This is a genomic window from Bradyrhizobium sp. OAE829 (assembly GCF_040546575.1).
In the GTDB taxonomy this organism is placed as follows: Bacteria; Pseudomonadota; Alphaproteobacteria; order Rhizobiales; family Xanthobacteraceae; genus Bradyrhizobium.
Map to the genome: position 1 here is coordinate 5428990 of NZ_JBEPOE010000001.1, position 16096 is coordinate 5445085.

A 16096-nucleotide genomic window follows, 5' to 3' on the forward strand; every position below is an offset into this window, starting at 1 on the left:
GCGATAAATGACATGAAAGCGAAGGAAATCAAAGGGTTTCCGCCTTCGCTTCGGTCCGGAGCGTTAAACCTCCAACACAATTTTGCCAATATGTGCGCTGGTCTCCATCCGCCGGTGCGCGTCAGCCGCCTTTTCCAGCGGGAATGCGCTGTCCATCAGCGGCTTTACGCGCCCTTCGCGCATCAGGGGCATCACTTTGGCCTCGATCGCCGCGACCATCGCCGCCTTATCCGCATTAGTACGGGGACGCAGGGTGGAGCCGGTGTGGGTCAGCCGCTTCACCATGACCTTGGCGATGTTGACGGTAATCTTGGGTCCGTTGAGCGTTGCGATCTGCACGATACGGCCATCGACCGCGGCGGCATCATAGTTGCGATCGACGTAGTCGCCGGCCACCATGTCGAGGATGACGTTGGCGCCCGTGCCACCGGTCGCCGCCTTGACCTCGGCGACGAAGTCCTCGGTCTTGTAGTTGATGGCGCGGTCGGCGCCGAGCTTCAGGCACGCATCGACCTTGTCCTGGCCGCCGACGGTGACGATCACCTTGGAACCAAAGGCCTTGGCGAGCTGGATCGCCATGGTGCCGATGCCGGACGAGCCGCCATGGATCAGCAGTGTTTCGCCGGGCTTGAGCGCGCCGCGCTCGAACACATTGTGCCAGACCGTCATCAGCGTTTCCGGAATCGCGCCGGCTTCCTGCATCGACAGGACTGGCGGCACGCTCATCGCCTGCGCGTCTTGCGCGATGCAATATTGCGCGTAGCCGCCACCGGCCACCAGCGACATCACCTTGTCGCCGAGCTTGTGTTTGCTCGCACCCGCGCCGAGCGCAACCACTTCGCCGGCGATTTCGAGGCCGGGCAGGTCGCTGGCGCCGGGCGGCGGCGGGTAGGCGCCGGACCGCTGCGCGACGTCGGGACGGTTGACGCCGGCGGCGGCGACCTTGACCAGGATTTCGCCGGGGCCGGGAACGGGAACGCTGCGGGTTTCCGGCAACAGCACTTCGGGGCCGCCGGGCTTGCTGATGCCGACGACGGTCATTTGCGCGGGCAGCTTTTCCATGATTTGTCCTTGCGAAATACGGGAATTTTGAAGGCGGCCCCTGATTAGCCAGCCGTCATGGGGCTGGCAACCGCCTCAAGGGATCGCCGGGCACGGAGGAAACGCATGGCCATCGAGGATGACGACAAGCCGAGGAAGAAAATCACCCACGAGATCGGGCAGGACCTGTCGCTGCTGTCGGTCGAGGAATTGACCGAGCGCATCGCGCTGATGAATTCCGAGATCGAACGGCTGCAGGCGGCGATGGCCAAGAAGCGCGCGTCCAAGGATGCCGCGAACAGTTTTTTCAAGTCGTAGCCGAGGGCCGGAATGGGAATGCGTAGGAGACGTCTGGTTGGCGCGGCCGTCATGGGCGCGGTCGTCATGGGTATTGTGTTTGCCGGACTGAGTGCCCCGGCCGGTGCCCGGACGCCGGCGAGCTGCGTCGGGATCGACATGACCTCGGGCGAATGCAAGGCGCAGCGCTGCAAGAAGCCGTTCCAAAAAAATCTCGCCGCCTGCGCCGAACTGCCGTCCAACAAATCGTGTCAGGTCCTCGCCCGGCAGCACAAGCGCCAGTGCGACCGAAACTGCGACGAGACATACATGAAGCGGTTCCCGCCGGGGTTCACCTGCGATGAACAGTAAGCGGCCAATGGCCTAATCCGGGCAGTGCCTCGCGTTGAATGGTGCCGGGAATGCTGCATGTCCCAAACTAGGCCAATGGCCGACATGGCAAACAAAGCCTGAAGAAAATCGCTCGTTTACGATCAATTAAGCTTTCTCGTTTATGACTGGCATCGTCCTCGTTTGGACACCGAGTGGCTCCTGTCCACTCTGTTTGACGCCTCCCTGTTATCAACTTCAAAAGCCGCCGGAAACGGCGGCTCTTTTTTGTGCCCGCATCGCTGGAAACCATATTTCCGGATGCGGCTGGACTCTCGCCCTCGCAAGCGCAATGATTTGTTCATCATAAGTCGGCGGTTTGAAAAGCCGGCAGCGTATCAGTGGCGTGAGGGCGTTAACTATGGCGGACCGGCTGCACAGCGATTCCGCGCTCGTTCAATTCAGCGAGCGGCTGACTAATTCGGCGGCATTCGGAACCCTGTTCCGCGAGGGCATGGATCTGGTCGAGGAGACCGCGGCCTATCTCGACGGTGACGGCCGCGCCGAGGCCAAGGCGCTCGAACGCTCCGTCAGTCTCACCTATGCGACCGAAAGCATGCGGCTGACCACGCGCCTGATGCAGCTCGCCTCATGGCTGCTGCTGCATCGCGCGGTGAAGGAAGGCGAGATGACGCTGACCCAGGCCAACCGCGAAAAGACCAAGGTCAAGCTCTCCGCCGCCGATCCCGGTCCCGAAGACATGATCGCCAAACTGCCGTTGCAGTTGCAGCACCTGATCGAGCGTTCGATGAACCTGCAGTCGCGGGTGCGGCGGCTCGACACTTCGATCCATGCGCCGGCGGCCGAACGCGCCCCGATCGGCAATCCGCTGGTGCCGCAGCTCAATCGCCTGAAGGCGGCCTTCGAGCGGTAATTCCGCCACCGTCGCGGCCCATAAAAAACGCCCCGGGAAACCGGGGCGTTTTGCATTCCTGGGCCGAATGGCGAGGGGTCGAAACCCTCAGTCCTTCTTGAGGAAGCCCGAAAACTTCTTCTGGAAGCGCGACACGCGGCCGCCGCGGTCGAGCATCTGCTGGGTGCCGCCGGTCCAGGCCGGATGCGACTTGGAGTCGATGTCGAGGTTCAGCTTGTCGCCTTCCTTGCCCCAGGTGGAACGGGTCTGATATTCCGTACCATCGGTCATAACGACCGTAATCGTATGATAATTCGGGTGAATTTCGGCTTTCATGGCATATCCTTCGGCGCGCCTGCGCCCGTCTCGAAATGTCAGGGGTACGGGATTTGGGCGGGTCTATAACGCAACAAGGCCGCCAAAACAAGCTGCCAGAGCCGTCTGATTGGCCGATCTGCCGGATTTGCCAGCGCCGCTTCCGGGGCCTATCTGGGGGCATCGAAACTGGTCCCTTTTCATGAGCGCAGCCGAACAGCTTGAAGACCCACCCGGCGGCGTGCCGCCGCGGCGCGACGCGCTGCTCGAGGAAGAGGCCTTCATCGAAAGCCAGCTCACGCAGTCGCCGGCCAAAACCGGCGCAAAACTGCGTCCCCTGCTGGCACTGGCGCCCTACGTCGCGCGCTATCGCGGCCGGGCGATACTGGCGTTTATCTCGCTGACCGTCGCGGCGGTGACGACCCTGGTGGTGCCGATCGCGGTGCGGCGCATGATCGACTTCGGCTTCAGCCCCGAAGGCATCGCGATGATCAACAGCTACTTCAGCGTGATGATCGCGGTCGTTGCGGTGCTGGCCTGCGCCAGCGCGTCGCGGTTCTACCTGGTCATGACGATCGGCGAGCGCATCGTTGCGGACCTGCGGCGCGACGTGTTCGCGCATCTGATCTCGCTGTCGCCTTCGTTCTTCGATTCCGCCCGCAGCGGCGAACTGGTGTCGCGCCTCACGGCTGACACCACCCAGATCAAGTCGGCGGTGGGCGCGTCGGTGTCGATCGCGCTGCGCAATCTGATGCTGTTCATCGGTGCCACCACCATGATGGTGATCACGAGCCCGAAGCTTTCGCTGTTCGTGCTGCTGGCAATTCCGGTGATCGTGATTCCGCTGGTCGCTTTCGGACGCTGGGTGCGACGGCTGTCGCGCAACGCACAGGATACGCTGGCCGACGCCAGCGCCTATGCCAGCGAATTGGTCGGCGCTATCCGAACCGTGCAGGCCTATACCAGCGAGCGGCTGGCCGCGACGCGCTTCGGCCGCGAGGTCGAACAGGCCTATGACGCCGCGCGCAGTTCGACGCGGGCGCGCGCGGTGCTGACCTTGATCATCATCTTCATCGTGTTTTCCAGCGTCGTGGTCATCCTGTGGGTCGGCTCGCACGACGTGCTGACCGGTTCGATCAGCCCGGGCCGGCTCGGCCAGTTCGTGCTGTATGCGGCGTTCGCCGCGACGGGCCTTGGCCAGCTCAGCGAAGTCTGGGGTGAAGTCTCGGCCGCCTCGGGCGCCGCCGAACGGCTGTTCGAAATCCTGCGCGTCAAGCCGCAGATCACGGCGCCGGCCTCGCCGGTCGCCCTGCCGGTGCCGGCGCGCGGCGATGTCGGGTTTGAAAATGTCAGCTTCAACTACCCGACGCGCCCGGATGTCCGGGCGATCGACAGCGTCTCGCTGTCGGTTCAGGCCGGAGAGAAGGTCGCGATCGTCGGCCCGTCAGGCGCCGGCAAGAGCACGGTGTTTCATCTCTTGCTGCGGTTCTACGATCCCGCCAGCGGAACGATTTCGGTCGACGGCGTGCCGATCAGGTCGGCCGATCCACGCGAGTTACGCGCGCGCATCGCGCTGGTGCCGCAGGACTCGGTGGTGTTCGCGGCAAGCGCCCGTGAAAACATCCGCTTCGGCCGGCCTGATGCCAGCGATGCCGAGGTCGAACGCGCGGCCGATCAGGCGCATGCCACCGAATTCATCCGCCGTCTGCCTGACGGTTTCGAGGCGCAGCTTGGCGAGCGCGGCGTGACGCTGTCGGGCGGCCAGCGCCAGCGCATCGCCATTGCCCGCGCCATCCTGCGCGACGCCCCGCTGTTGCTGCTCGATGAAGCAACCTCCGCGCTCGATGCCGAAAGCGAGACCCTGGTGCAGACCGCGCTGGAAGAATTGATGCGCCACCGCACCACGCTCGTGATCGCGCACCGGCTCGCCACCGTTCTGTCCTGCGACCGCATCATGGTGATGGACCAGGGCCGTATCGTCGAACAGGGCACGCATGCCTCGCTGGTTGCCGCCAATGGGCTCTATGCAAGGCTGGCAAGATTGCAGTTCGAGGGAATCTAAACCCCGCTCGTCATGCCCGGACTTGATCCGGGCATCCATCCGCTTCGAAAGAATCTCTCTTGATGGATTGCCGGGTCAAGCCCGGCAATGACAATGTTGGCACCCTTACCGTTCCGTCAGCTTCAGCTCGATGCGGCGGTTGCGCTTGTAGGCTTCCTCCGTCGGCGCCGTGTCGAGCGGCTGGAATTCGGCAAAGCCTGCGGCGACCAGCCGCTGCGCGGGGACGCCGAGCGAGACCAGATATTGCACCACCGAGATCGCGCGCGCCGACGACAGTTCCCAGTTCGACTTGAACACCGGGCTGTTCATGATCGGCCGCACGTCGGTGTGGCCGTCAACCCGCAATACCCAGGCGATTTCGCTCGGGATCTGCTTGTCGAGATCAACCAGCGCGGAAGCAAGCTTGTCGAGCTCGGCGCGGCCTTCGGGCAGCAGCAAGGCTTGTCCGGTGTCGAAGAACACCTCGGATTGGAACACGAAGCGATCGCCGACGATCCGGACATCCGGCCGATTGCCGAGAATCGCACGCAGCCGGCCGAAGAATTCCGAACGGTAACGCGTCAGTTCCTGCACCCGCTGCGCCAGCGCCACGTTGAGGCGTTGGCCGAGATCGGCAATGCGGCCCTGCGATTCCTTGTCGCGCTTTTCGGAGGCGTCGAGCGCTTCTTCGAGCGCGGCGAGCTGCCGGCGCAGCGCGCTGATCTGCTGGTTCAGCACCTCGATCTGCGCCAGCGCGCGCGACGTCACCGCCTTCTCGGAATCCAGCGCCTTGTTGAGTTCGTTGGCGCGGCCCTGCGCGTCGTTGCCGGCGCCGGCGAGCCCCTCATAAAGGCCCTTGATGCGATCTCGCTCCGCTTCCACCGATGTCAATCCGGCGCGCGCCTGCGAGAGCTGGTCGCTGAGGTTCAATCCGGTGAGTTTTTCCAGCGACAGCAGATCGTTCAATTGCGCGATCTTGGCGTTGAGCGCCTCCAGCGCCTTGTCCTTGCCGGTGACTTCCTGCGACAGGAAGAACTGCACGACGAGAAACACCGAGAGCAGGAACACGATCGAGAGCACCAGCGTCGACAGCGCGTCGACGAAGCCCGGCCAGTAGTTCATTCCCGATTCGTTGCGGCGTGCACGCGCGAGGGCCATCGGCTAAATCTCTTTATGCCTGAGCATGATCTTATCCGAAACCGGAACGCCACTTTTCGGGATCATGCTGTTAACTCTTCTCGGGCTGGCGCGCGATCCGCTCGAGCAGCTTCTTGATCTCGCGATTCTGTTCGCCCTGGCCGTCGGCCCATTCGCGGATCATCTGCTGCTCGGTGCGCATATGCGCGACCAGGCCCTGAATGGCTTCGGCGAGATTGGCCATCGCCGCCGTGGTGCTGCGGCTGCTGCCGCCTTCCTCGACCACCGCGCGCAGCCGCTCCATCGCCTGCTGCAGCTCGCCGGAAACACCGGTGGTGCCGTCGCCTGAATATTCGCGCACGGTCGAGGCGAGCCAGTCCTCCAGGTCGGTATAGAAACGGTTCTGCGCCTGGCTCGATTGCAGGTCGAGGAAACCCAGGATCAGCGATCCGGCGAGGCCGAACAGCGAGGACGAAAACGAGATGCCCATGCCCTTGAGCGGCGCCGCCAGACCCTCCTTCAGGGTATCGAACAGCGAGCCCGAATCACCGCCGACCTTCAGCCCCTCGATCACCTGGCCGACGGAGCCTACGGTTTCGATCAGGCCCCAGAAGGTGCCGAGCAGGCCGAGAAAGACCAGCAAGCCCGTCATGTAGCGGGAGATGTCGCGGGCTTCGTCCAGCCTTGTTGCGATCGAATCCAGCAAATGCCGCATGGTCTGCTGCGAGATCGACATCCGCCCGGTGCGCTCGCCGCCGAGTATCGCCGCCATCGGCGCCAGCAGCGTGGGGCGCCGGTCGATGGCGAGACCGGGATCGGCGATGCGGAAATTGTTGACCCAGGAGACTTCCGGGTAGAGCCGGATCACCTGCCGGAACGACAGGATAATGCCGATCAGAAGCACCGCGCCGATCAGGGCGTTGAGGCCGGGATTGGCGAAGAACGCGGTGACGATCTGCTTGTAGAGCACCGTCATGACCAGGCCGCACAGCACCAGGAACACCAGCATCCGCACTAGAAATATCTGTGGCGACGACAATTTGGTGAGCTCGATCTCCATTTCGGAGCGGGCGGAGGGGCCTTGGGGCATTGCGGGGGTCTTCCGTTGCGAAAAGCCGCGTTTGGGAGGCCAATATGGCACAGCGCGGCCGAGAAAAAAGATCGGAAAAGCGCTGTTTCAGGCAGACGGAGGGGAACTTCACGCCGAAACCGGGCTTTGACTTGAGCGTATTTTGGAAACGTTCTTTGTCCAACCGGGATTTTTCATGACGGTCCTGTATCTCGAAGCGCTGGCGGCGGTGGCCGTTTTGCTCTCGGTCCGGATGGCGGGCACCTGGATGGTGCAGCCAAGCACCGGCAATGCCGGCTGGGTGGATGCAATCTGGACCGTTTCGCTCGGTTTGGCCCGCGTAACCGGCATTCCGTCGCTGGAGCCGCAACTGCTGCGCTCGCGTCATGACCGCTATCGCGGCTGTCAGTTGTGTGCCCGTCAGTTCTTCTCGCTGTCGCCGCAAGATGGTCCCCGAAAGTGGAGGCCGGTTTTCTAAAAAGGATCGTGCTCAGAAAAGGGAGTGGTCACATGAGCTTTGTCTCCACGATCATCGGCACCGCTGAGCGGGTGCCGCTGCCTGACGTCATCATCCGTGCGGCGATCCACCGGCTGTGTTCGCGCACCGCAACAAGGCTCGCCATCGGCAACGCCGAAAGCGACGCCTGGTTTGCCGACGAGATGGCCGCGCGCGCCATCGCCGAATACAGCGACGAGGCCACCACGCAGCATCACGAGGTGCCGTCGGCGTTCTTCTCGCTCGTCCTCGGGCCACACCGCAAATATTCCTCGTGCTTCTACCGCGAGCCGGCCACGACGTTGCAGGAGGCCGAAGAGGAGGCGCTGCGCCAGACCGTCGGGCATGCCGATATCGCCGACGGCCAATCGATTCTCGAATTCGGCTGCGGCTGGGGTTCGCTGTCGCTGTGGATGGCGCGGCAATTCCCGCATTCGGAAGTGATGGCAGTATCGAACTCCGCCTCACAACGCGAATTCATCGAGGGCGAAGCCGGCAAGCGCGGATTGAAGAATCTGCGTGTGGTTTCCTCGGAGATGAATCTGTTCGACCCGCAGACGCAGTTCGACCGCATCGTCTCCGTCGAGATGTTCGAGCACCTGTTGAACTGGCGCGAATTGATGTCGCGGCTCCGTTCGTGGCTGAAGCCCGACGGCCGCTTCTTCATGCACATCTTCACCCATCGCTCGGGCGCATATCTGTTCGACCGCGCCGATGGCGAGGACTGGGTCGCGCAGCATTTCTTCACCGGCGGCATGATGCCGAGCCACCATCTGATCCGGCAGTATTCCGATCTGCTCGAAATCGAAAAGGAATGGCGCTGGAGCGGACTGCATTATCACCGCACCGCGCAGGATTGGCTGGCCAATTTCGATCTGCACCGCGAGGAGATCGAAGCGGTGTTGCGTCCCGTCTATGGCGGTGAGACCGCGTTGTGGATGCGGCGCTGGCGCTGGTTCTTTCTCGCGACGTCAGGCCTGTTCGGTTACGCCGACGGCAGCGAATGGGGCATCAGCCACTACCGGATGAAGGTGGCTGGTTAACGGGTGCCGGTGATTCGCGTCAGTTTTCCGCAAATTCGCGGGATGCCGCTTTTTGCGCGCTGGGTTCCCGCTCACACTTGTTGCGTTCCATTCCAACGCGCTGAAGCGTGACGTTGTCACAATCCGGTGAGTCAACAAAACCGCTGTTTGTTCAGTGCGATAGCGTCGTGTGACATTGGGCCGCCGCGAATGCGCATTGCATCGCAGCAAACTCACCCTATCCTTGCCTCAACAAGAACGCGGTGTCTTCGCGATCGCGCAAACAGATGTTTGCGCTTCAACTCGACTAAAGGGGCGATATTTCTGATGTCTGGAATTCGTGCGCAATCATGCATCGCGCTGGTGCTCGTTGCGATGGCGCCGTTGTTGGCAGGATGTAAAGAGCCGACAGCTGCAACGGCTGCTGTGCCACCTTCCTCCGAGCCAGATGTCAGCGTCGTCACCGTGAGGCCGCAGGCGCGTGCGATCGTCCGCGAATTGCCGGGCCGTATCGCGCCGACCCGTGTTTCCGAAGTGCGCCCGCGCGTGTCGAGTATCGTAGTCGAGCGCCTGTTCCATCAGGGCAGCGAGGTCAAGGCCGGCGACGCCCTTTACAGGATCGATCCGCGGCCGTTCGAGGTCGAGGTGCAATCGACAGAAGCGGCGCTGGCGCGCGCCAAAGCCACGCTCGATCAGGCCGCATCGCATGCGCGCCGCATCGCCACGCTGACCAGCCAACGCGCAGCCCCCGAAGCCGAGAACGAAAAGGCCATCTCGGCCGAGCGTCAGGCGGCTGCCGACGTCGAGGGCCGCAAGGCCGACGTCGCCCGCGCGAAACTCAATCTTGACTATGCCACCATCCGCGCTCCGATCGACGGCGTCGTCGGCGCCGCGCTGGTGAGCGAAGGCGCGCTCGTCGTGCAGAACGAAAGCACGAGCCTTGCGACCATCCAGCAACTCGATCCGATCTATGCCGATTTCACCCAATCGGTGAACGAGCTCAATCAGCTGCGCCGGGCGGTGGAGAGCGGCGATCTCGACCGTATCGCGCCTGACGCCATGAAGGTTCGCCTGGTGCTGGACGACGGCTCGGTCTATCCGATTGCCGGCCGATTGCTGTTCTCGGAGGCCAAGGTCGATGCCCATACCGGGCAGGTGACGTTGCGCGGCGAGTTCCCCAATCCGAGGCGCGAATTGTTGCCGGGCATGTATGTCCGCGTGCTGATCGAGCAGGGCATCGATACCGACGCCATCGCAGTTCCGCAGCAGGCGATCCAGCGCAATGGCGGTGGCGGCAGCGAAGTGTTCGTGGTCAAGAGCGACAACCTCGTCGCCGTCCAGCCGGTACGCACCGGCTCGTTGCAGGGCGGCCAGTGGTTCGTCACCGAGGGCTTGAAGGCGGGTGACAGGGTCATCGTCGAGGGCTTCCAGAAGTTTGCCGCCGGCGATAAGGTCCGGCCGCAGCTGCTGACCGAGGCCGACGCGTCCGCCGATTTCGCCGGTGCCAGGCCGTCCGCGCAAGCGACACGGTAGACTCCATGCCGAGTTTCTTCATCGACAGGCCGATCTTCGCCTGGGTCGTCGCGCTTTTCATCTGTCTGATCGGCGCGATCTCGATCCCGCTGCTGGCGATCGCGCAGTATCCGATCATCGCACCGCCCTCGATCTCGATCTCGACCAGCTATCCCGGCGCGTCGCCGGAAAACCTCTACAACAGCGTCACGCGGCTGATCGAGGAAGAGCTCAACGGCGCGAACGGCATCCTGAACTTCGAGTCCACCAGCGACTCGCTGGGCCAGGTCGAGATCATCGCCAATTTCGTGCCGGGCACCGACACCGGGACGGCGTCGGTGGAGGTGCAGAATCGCATCAAGCGCGTCGAGGCACGTCTGCCGCGCGCGGTGATCCAGCAGGGTATCCTGATCGAGGAAGCTTCCAGCGCCGTGCTGCAGATCATCACGCTGCGCTCGACCGACGGCAGCCTCGACGAGGTCGGCCTCGGCGACTTCATGATTCGCAGCGTTCTCGGCGAAATCAGGCGCATTCCCGGCGTCGGCCGCGCCACGCTCTATTCCACCGAACGCAGTCTGCGTATCTGGGTCGATCCGGCCAGGCTGGTCGGCTATGGGCTGACGGCCGATGACGTCAACAAGGCGATCACGGCGCAGAACGCGCAGGTCGCCTCCGGCAGCATCGGCGCCGAGCCGAGCACGGATGACCAGAAGATTTCGGCGCTGGTGCTGGTCAAGGGACAGCTCTCGTCGCCGGACGAATTCGGCGCGATCATCCTGCGTGCCAATGCGGACGGCTCGACGGTGCGTTTGCGCGACGTCGCCCGGATCGAGATCGGCGGATTAAGCTATCAGTTCAACACGCGGCTTAACGGCAAACCGACGGCGGGTCTGTCGGTGCTGATGTCGCCGACCGGCAACGCGCTGGCGACAGCAAGCGCGGTCGAGGCCAAGATGAAGGAGCTGTCGCGCTTCTTCCCGGCCAACATCGCCTATGAGATCCCCTACAACATCACACCTGTCGTGAAGGCCTCGATCGAGAAGGTGCTGATGACGCTGGTCGAAGCCATCGTGCTGGTCTTCATCGTGATGTTCCTTTTCCTGCAGAACATCCGCTACACGATCATTCCGACCATCGTGGTGCCGGTGGCGCTGCTCGGCACCTGCGCGATCCTGCTTGCGGCCGGCTACTCCATCAACATGCTGACGATGTTCGGCATGGTGCTGGCGGTCGGCATCCTCGTCGACGACGCCATCGTGGTGGTCGAGAACGTCGAGCGTATCATGGCCGAAGAGGGCCTGCCGCCGAAGGAGGCCACCCGCAAGGCGATGTCGCAGATCACCGGCGCCATCATCGGCATTACGCTGGTGCTGATCGCGGTGTTCGTGCCGATGGCGTTCTTTCCGGGATCGGTCGGCGTCATCTACCGGCAGTTCTCGGTAACGATGGTCGCGGCGATCGCGTTCTCCGCGCTGTTGGCGATGTCGCTGACGCCGGCGCTGTGCGCGACCTTGCTGAAGCCGGTCGCGGCCGGCCACGGCCATGCCAGGAAGGGCGTGTTCGGCTGGTTCAACCGCGCGCTCGACGGCACCAAGGACGGTTATACGCGCGTCGTCGGACATTCGCTGAAGCGAACCGGCCGACTGATGCTGATCTATGCGGCGCTGATCGTCGGGCTGAGCTGGGCCTTTATTCGCCTGCCCGGCGGCTTCCTGCCGGTCGACGACCAGGGCTTCATCACCACCGACGTGCAGACACCGGCTGACTCGTCCTATGCCCGCACCGAGGCGGCGGTCGAGAAGGTCGAGCAATATCTGGCCAAGCGTTCCGGCGTTGAGAACGTCACGTTCCTCACCGGTTTCAGCTTCCTCGGCCAGGGCATCAACACCGCCCAGGCCTTCATCACGCTGAAGGACTGGTCGGATCGCGGGCCGAAGGATTCGGCAGCCGCCATCGTCAACGACATCAACCGCGATTTGTCGTCGATCCGTGACGCCCGGATTTCCGCGCTGCAGCCGCCGCCGATCGACAATCTCGGCAACTCCTCGGGCTTCTCGTTCCGCCTGCAGGACCGCGGCCAGAAGGGTTATCCGGCGCTGGTCAGCGCCGCAGAGCAGCTGATCGCGGAAGCCAATGCCAGCCGCGTGCTGCAAAAGGTCTATGTCGAAGGCCTGCCGCCGGGTCCGCAGGTCAATCTGATGATCGACCGCGAAAAGGCCGGCGCGTTCGGCGTCACCTTCGAGGACATCAACAACACCATCTCGACCAATCTCGGATCGAACTACATCAACGACTTCCCGAACCGGGGCCGGATGCAGCGCGTGATCGTGCAGGCCGACCGCGGCAGCCGCATGAATGCCGACGACATCCTGAACTACAACGTCAAGAACAGCCGCGGCCAGCTGGTGCCGCTGTCTTCGTTCGCCTCCGTCGAATGGTCGAAGGGGCCGACGCAGATCGCCGGCTTCAACTACTATCCCGCGGTACGCATCAGCGGCGAAGCCAAGCCCGGCTTCACCTCGGGCGATGCCATCGCCGAGATGGAGCGGCTCGCGGGCAAGCTGCCGCGCGGCTTCGGCTATGAGTGGACTGGACAATCGCTGCAGGAGAAGCTCTCGGGCTCGCAAGCGCCGTTCCTGCTCGGCCTGTCGGCGCTGGTGGTGTTCCTGTGTCTGGCGGCGCTCTATGAAAGCTGGACCATTCCGCTCGCCGTGCTGCTGACGGTGCCGCTCGGCATCTGCGGTTCGGTGCTGGCCGCGTCGTTGCGCGGCTTGCCGAACGACGTTTACTTCACCGTCGCCCTGATCACCATCATCGGACTGGCTGCGAAAGACGCCATTCTGATCATCGAGTTTGCCAAGGAGCTGCGCGCGCAAGGCAAGCCGCTGGTTGAAGCGACGATCGAAGCCTGTACCTTGCGTTTCCGCCCGATCCTGATGACCGGTCTCGCCTTCGTTTGCGGCGTGCTGCCGATGGTGATCGCGACCGGCGCCGGCGGCGCCAGCCAGCAGGCGCTCGGCACCAGCGTGATGGGCGGCATGATCGCGGTGGTGATCCTGGCGCTGTTGATGGTTCCGGTGTTCTTCGTCGTGGTGCAGCGGGCGTTGGCGGGGGACCGGGAAGTGGTGGCGGAAGCGAAGCCGCCGCAGGCGGCGCCGAGGGCCGCGGAGTAGCGATCATTCGCCAGAACCGGCCTGCCCCGCCTCGACCGGCAGGCTCCAGCGCCGTTACAGCGGCTTCAGAATCTTCACCAACTCTTTGTGCACGAACTCGTTGCCGCAGATCAGGTGTCCCGTCTGCAGCGGATCGTCGTCGCCCGCCATGCCTGACACGACGCCGCCGGCTTCGCGGATCATGATCTGTCCGGCCGCCATGTCCCAGGGCTGCAGATTACGTTCCCAATAGCCGTCGAGGCGGCCGGCGGCGACGAAGGCCATGTCGAGCGAGGCGGCGCCGAACCGGCGCAGGCCTGCGACCTTTTCCTGGATCGCGGTCATTTCCTGCCGGGACTGGGCAAGATCGCCGCGTCCGATATGCGGCAGCCCGCAGCCGATCACGCATTCGTCGAGCTTGCGGCGGTTGGCGACACGCAGCCGCTGCTCGTTGAGGAAGGCGCCCTTGCCGCGCTCGGCGATGTAGAGCTCGTCATTGGCGGGATTGTAGATCACGCCGGCAATGATGACGCCTTCGCGCTGCAGGCCGATCGAGATCGCGAATTGCGGAATGCCGTGCAGGAAGTTGGTGGTGCCGTCCAGGGGATCGACGATCCAGGTGTGGCTCTTGTCGGCGCCTTCGCGGGTGCCGCCTTCCTCGCCGATGAAGCCGTAACCCGGACGCGACTTGGTCAGATCCGCATAGAGCAGTTCCTCGGCGCGCTTGTCGGCCTTGGTGACGAAATTCGCCGGCCCCTTCAGCGACACCTGCAGATGCTCGATCTCGCCGAGGTCGCGCTTGAGGCTGCGGCCGGCGTTGCGCGCGGCTTTCACCATGACGTTGATAAGGGCTGAATGCAGCATGATGCGAGGCTTATGGGTTAGGAGGAAAACGGCCAATGCCGCCCAAGGGCTGAGCTAAGGGGTGAGGGACTGGGTGCCCTGACGATGTGTCGCCGTCAAGGCGTCATTTCTTGTCGTTGCCGATCCATTTGCGGGCGGCCTCCTGGGCCTTGGCGCGGTCCTCGGGACTGAGGCTCGCAAGCGCCTCGTCCAGCATCGGATCGCCCTTGCCGGCGGTTTTGGCGACAATGTGCCATTTCAGGGCCTCGACCTTGTCGACCGGCGCGCCCTGTCCACTGACCAGCACGCGGGCGAGGCGGTTCTGCGCAATCGGGCTGTTTTGCCGGGCCGCCTTGCGGAGCAGCGCCACCCCGGCGGCCTCGTTCTTCGGCGTGCCGGTGCCGTTATAGAGCGCGATCGCGTATTCGACTTCGGCATCGACATTGTCGGCCAGCGACGCGGCCTGCAGCAGGCGCACCGCCTTGTCGAGGTCCTTGGGCACGCCGGTGCCTTCCTTGTAGAAGGTCGCGAGCGCGTATTGCGCTTCCGGATTGCCGGCGTCGGCTGCGATCCGCAGCAATTCGGCGGAACGTTTCACGTCTTGCGGCAGTGTCTGCCCGTCGAGATACAGCAGCGCCAGGTTATACGCCGCCTTGGGACTGCCGAGCTTGGCGGCGGAAGCCAGCAGCTTGACGGCTTGCTCGCGGTTGACCGGGCCGCCGCGGCCGGAAAGCTTCATCATCGCCAGCGCAAACATGCCCTCGCGGTCGCCGGCGTCCCCGGCGCGCTGGTACCATTCGATGGCTTTCGCGTAGTCGCGCTTGACGCCGAGGGCGCCGGAGTAGAGTTCGCCAATCATCGTCATCGCCTTGGCGTCGCCGGCATATTGCGCCCGCGTCAGCGCCAGATCGAGCGCGGTCTTGTAGAGGCCGCGCTGATAGGCGCCGTAGACGAGATCGACATTGGGATCGTCAAAGCTGGGCGTCGGTGACGCTGTCGGAGTGGGCGTCGCGGCCGGCTTGGGCGTGGCCGCAGGCTTCTTGGCGACGGCGGGCGCCTTCGGCTTCGGGGCCTCCTTGGGAGCATCCTTGGGCGCCTCTTTCTTCGCGGCCGGCTTGCTGGCGGGCGCGGGCGTCTGCGCTGCGGACGGCGTCAGCGAGATCTGCGCCGATGCGCCGGCCGCCGCCATCAGGCAGCAGCCAAGGATCGATATCGGACGCAGCAGTCTCATCTCCGGCGCTATCCCCGTCCGGTCGTCTGCTCGGTGGTGTCGTCCGTGCTCTTGTTTTTTCCAAACGCGGCGGCGTGCGCTTGCGTGATCGCCTGCTCGATATCGATCAGCGCCGCCTCGGGCCCGCGCGGATCGGCCCAGATGAAATCGCCGACCAGCACGAAATCCGCACCCACGGCGGCAAATTCGAAGGCCTCCTCGCGCGAGGCCGCATAGCCGACGCAGGGCGGTTCGAACAATTCATCCCACCATTGCAGGCGCTCGGCGATCGCCTCCGCCGAGGGGCGTTCGCCCTTGGCGTCGGGCTCACCGAACAGCACGTAGTCCGCACCCGCTTCGCCCGCGGCCATCGAATCGTGCCGCGTGGCGAGGCCGCCGACGCCGGCGATGCGATCGGGCTTCAGGGACGGGAAGGCGTCCTCGATGGCAGCTAACCCGGTCAGATGCGCGCCATCGGCGCCGCCGCGCGCCACCAGCTCGACATGGCCATCCAGCAGCAGCGCCGCGCCGCCGTCCTGAACAATGGGCGCCAGCGCCTTGATGCGCGAGATCATGGTGCGCTGGTCGGTCTCGCGCAGCCGCAGCAGCACCGCGGCGACGTCGGCCGCGGCGATCAGGCCGGGGAGGCTGGCGATGAGCTGCGACGGGTCGTCCACGACCGGTGTCGCGAGATAGAGGCGCGGCACCGGGCGCTGCGGAACGGGTTTGGCGGCCAATG

15 protein-coding genes are annotated in these 16096 nt (G+C 64.1%); 8 read left to right on the forward strand and 7 right to left on the reverse strand.

The features are described from left to right. Nucleotides 1–63: 63 nt before the first annotated feature. On the reverse strand, nt 64–1062 hold the full coding sequence (locus ABIE49_RS26040) for an NAD(P)H-quinone oxidoreductase (RefSeq protein ID WP_192736890.1): 999 nt from the start codon (nt 1060–1062) through the stop codon (nt 64–66). Nucleotides 1063–1167: 105 nt separating this feature from the next. On the opposite strand from ABIE49_RS26040, the gene ABIE49_RS26045 reads away from it, so the two are divergent. The 3 genes from ABIE49_RS26045 (at nt 1168) to rcdA (ending at nt 2581) form a co-directional block, all read left to right on the forward strand. Next, the gene (locus ABIE49_RS26045) at nt 1168–1359 is read left to right on the forward strand and encodes a DUF1192 domain-containing protein (RefSeq protein ID WP_192736889.1); all 192 of its coding nucleotides are present in this window, start codon (nt 1168–1170) and stop codon (nt 1357–1359) included. Nucleotides 1360–1410: 51 nt separating this feature from the next. After that, nucleotides 1411–1689, forward strand: a complete 279-nt coding sequence (locus ABIE49_RS26050; protein WP_192736888.1) for a hypothetical protein — start codon at nt 1411–1413, stop codon at nt 1687–1689. Between the two features lie 379 nt (nt 1690–2068). Then, nucleotides 2069–2581 carry a protease adaptor protein RcdA gene (gene rcdA / locus ABIE49_RS26055; protein ID WP_192736887.1) on the forward strand — a complete coding sequence of 171 codons (513 nt, stop codon included), beginning with the start codon at nt 2069–2071 and terminating at the stop codon, nt 2579–2581. 87 nt (nt 2582–2668) lie between these two features. Here the strand turns inward: rcdA and rpmE are convergent, their stop codons facing one another. Continuing rightward, the gene (rpmE, locus tag ABIE49_RS26060) at nt 2669–2896 is read right to left on the reverse strand and encodes a 50S ribosomal protein L31 (RefSeq protein ID WP_192736886.1); all 228 of its coding nucleotides are present in this window, start codon (nt 2894–2896) and stop codon (nt 2669–2671) included. A gap of 181 nt (nt 2897–3077) precedes the next feature. Here rpmE and ABIE49_RS26065 point away from each other — a divergent pair, with 181 nt between their 5' ends. Further along, nucleotides 3078–4937, forward strand: coding sequence for an ABC transporter ATP-binding protein/permease (locus ABIE49_RS26065; protein ID WP_192736885.1), 1860 nt, complete (start codon nt 3078–3080; stop codon nt 4935–4937). Nucleotides 4938–5042: 105 nt separating this feature from the next. Here the strand turns inward: ABIE49_RS26065 and ABIE49_RS26070 are convergent, their stop codons facing one another. Further along, nucleotides 5043–6074 (reverse strand): peptidoglycan -binding protein, encoded by a 1032-nt coding sequence (locus ABIE49_RS26070; RefSeq protein WP_192736884.1) that lies wholly within the window; start codon nt 6072–6074, stop codon nt 5043–5045. A gap of 70 nt (nt 6075–6144) precedes the next feature. Next, nucleotides 6145–7143 carry a flagellar motor protein MotA gene (locus tag ABIE49_RS26075; RefSeq protein WP_192736883.1) on the reverse strand — a complete coding sequence of 333 codons (999 nt, stop codon included), beginning with the start codon at nt 7141–7143 and terminating at the stop codon, nt 6145–6147. A gap of 175 nt (nt 7144–7318) precedes the next feature. Between ABIE49_RS26075 and ABIE49_RS26080 the strand changes: the two genes are divergently transcribed. From ABIE49_RS26080 to ABIE49_RS26095, 4 genes are all read left to right on the forward strand, one after another. Then, a complete protein-coding gene (locus ABIE49_RS26080; RefSeq protein WP_192736882.1) occupies nt 7319–7600 on the forward strand; it encodes a hypothetical protein in 282 nt (93 codons plus the stop codon). Between the two features lie 32 nt (nt 7601–7632). Continuing rightward, nucleotides 7633–8661 carry an SAM-dependent methyltransferase gene (locus tag ABIE49_RS26085; RefSeq protein ID WP_192736881.1) on the forward strand — a complete coding sequence of 343 codons (1029 nt, stop codon included), beginning with the start codon at nt 7633–7635 and terminating at the stop codon, nt 8659–8661. A gap of 306 nt (nt 8662–8967) precedes the next feature. Continuing rightward, complete coding sequence (locus tag ABIE49_RS26090; protein WP_192736880.1) at nt 8968–10173, forward strand: efflux RND transporter periplasmic adaptor subunit; 1206 nt, start codon at nt 8968–8970, stop codon at nt 10171–10173. A gap of 5 nt (nt 10174–10178) precedes the next feature. Then, the gene (locus ABIE49_RS26095) at nt 10179–13325 is read left to right on the forward strand and encodes a multidrug efflux RND transporter permease subunit (protein ID WP_192736879.1); all 3147 of its coding nucleotides are present in this window, start codon (nt 10179–10181) and stop codon (nt 13323–13325) included. Between the two features lie 54 nt (nt 13326–13379). Here the strand turns inward: ABIE49_RS26095 and ABIE49_RS26100 are convergent, their stop codons facing one another. The 3 genes from ABIE49_RS26100 to ABIE49_RS26110 all read right to left on the reverse strand — a co-directional run bounded on the left by ABIE49_RS26100 (nt 13380) and on the right by ABIE49_RS26110 (nt 16094). Then, nucleotides 13380–14168 carry an inositol monophosphatase family protein gene (locus ABIE49_RS26100; protein WP_192736878.1) on the reverse strand — a complete coding sequence of 263 codons (789 nt, stop codon included), beginning with the start codon at nt 14166–14168 and terminating at the stop codon, nt 13380–13382. A 103-nt stretch (nt 14169–14271) separates the two neighbouring features. Then, nucleotides 14272–15378 carry a tetratricopeptide repeat protein gene (locus ABIE49_RS26105; protein WP_192736877.1) on the reverse strand — a complete coding sequence of 369 codons (1107 nt, stop codon included), beginning with the start codon at nt 15376–15378 and terminating at the stop codon, nt 14272–14274. Nucleotides 15379–15386: 8 nt separating this feature from the next. After that, the gene (locus ABIE49_RS26110) at nt 15387–16094 is read right to left on the reverse strand and encodes a thiamine phosphate synthase (RefSeq protein WP_192736876.1); all 708 of its coding nucleotides are present in this window, start codon (nt 16092–16094) and stop codon (nt 15387–15389) included. Between the last annotated feature and the right edge of the window lie 2 nt (nt 16095–16096).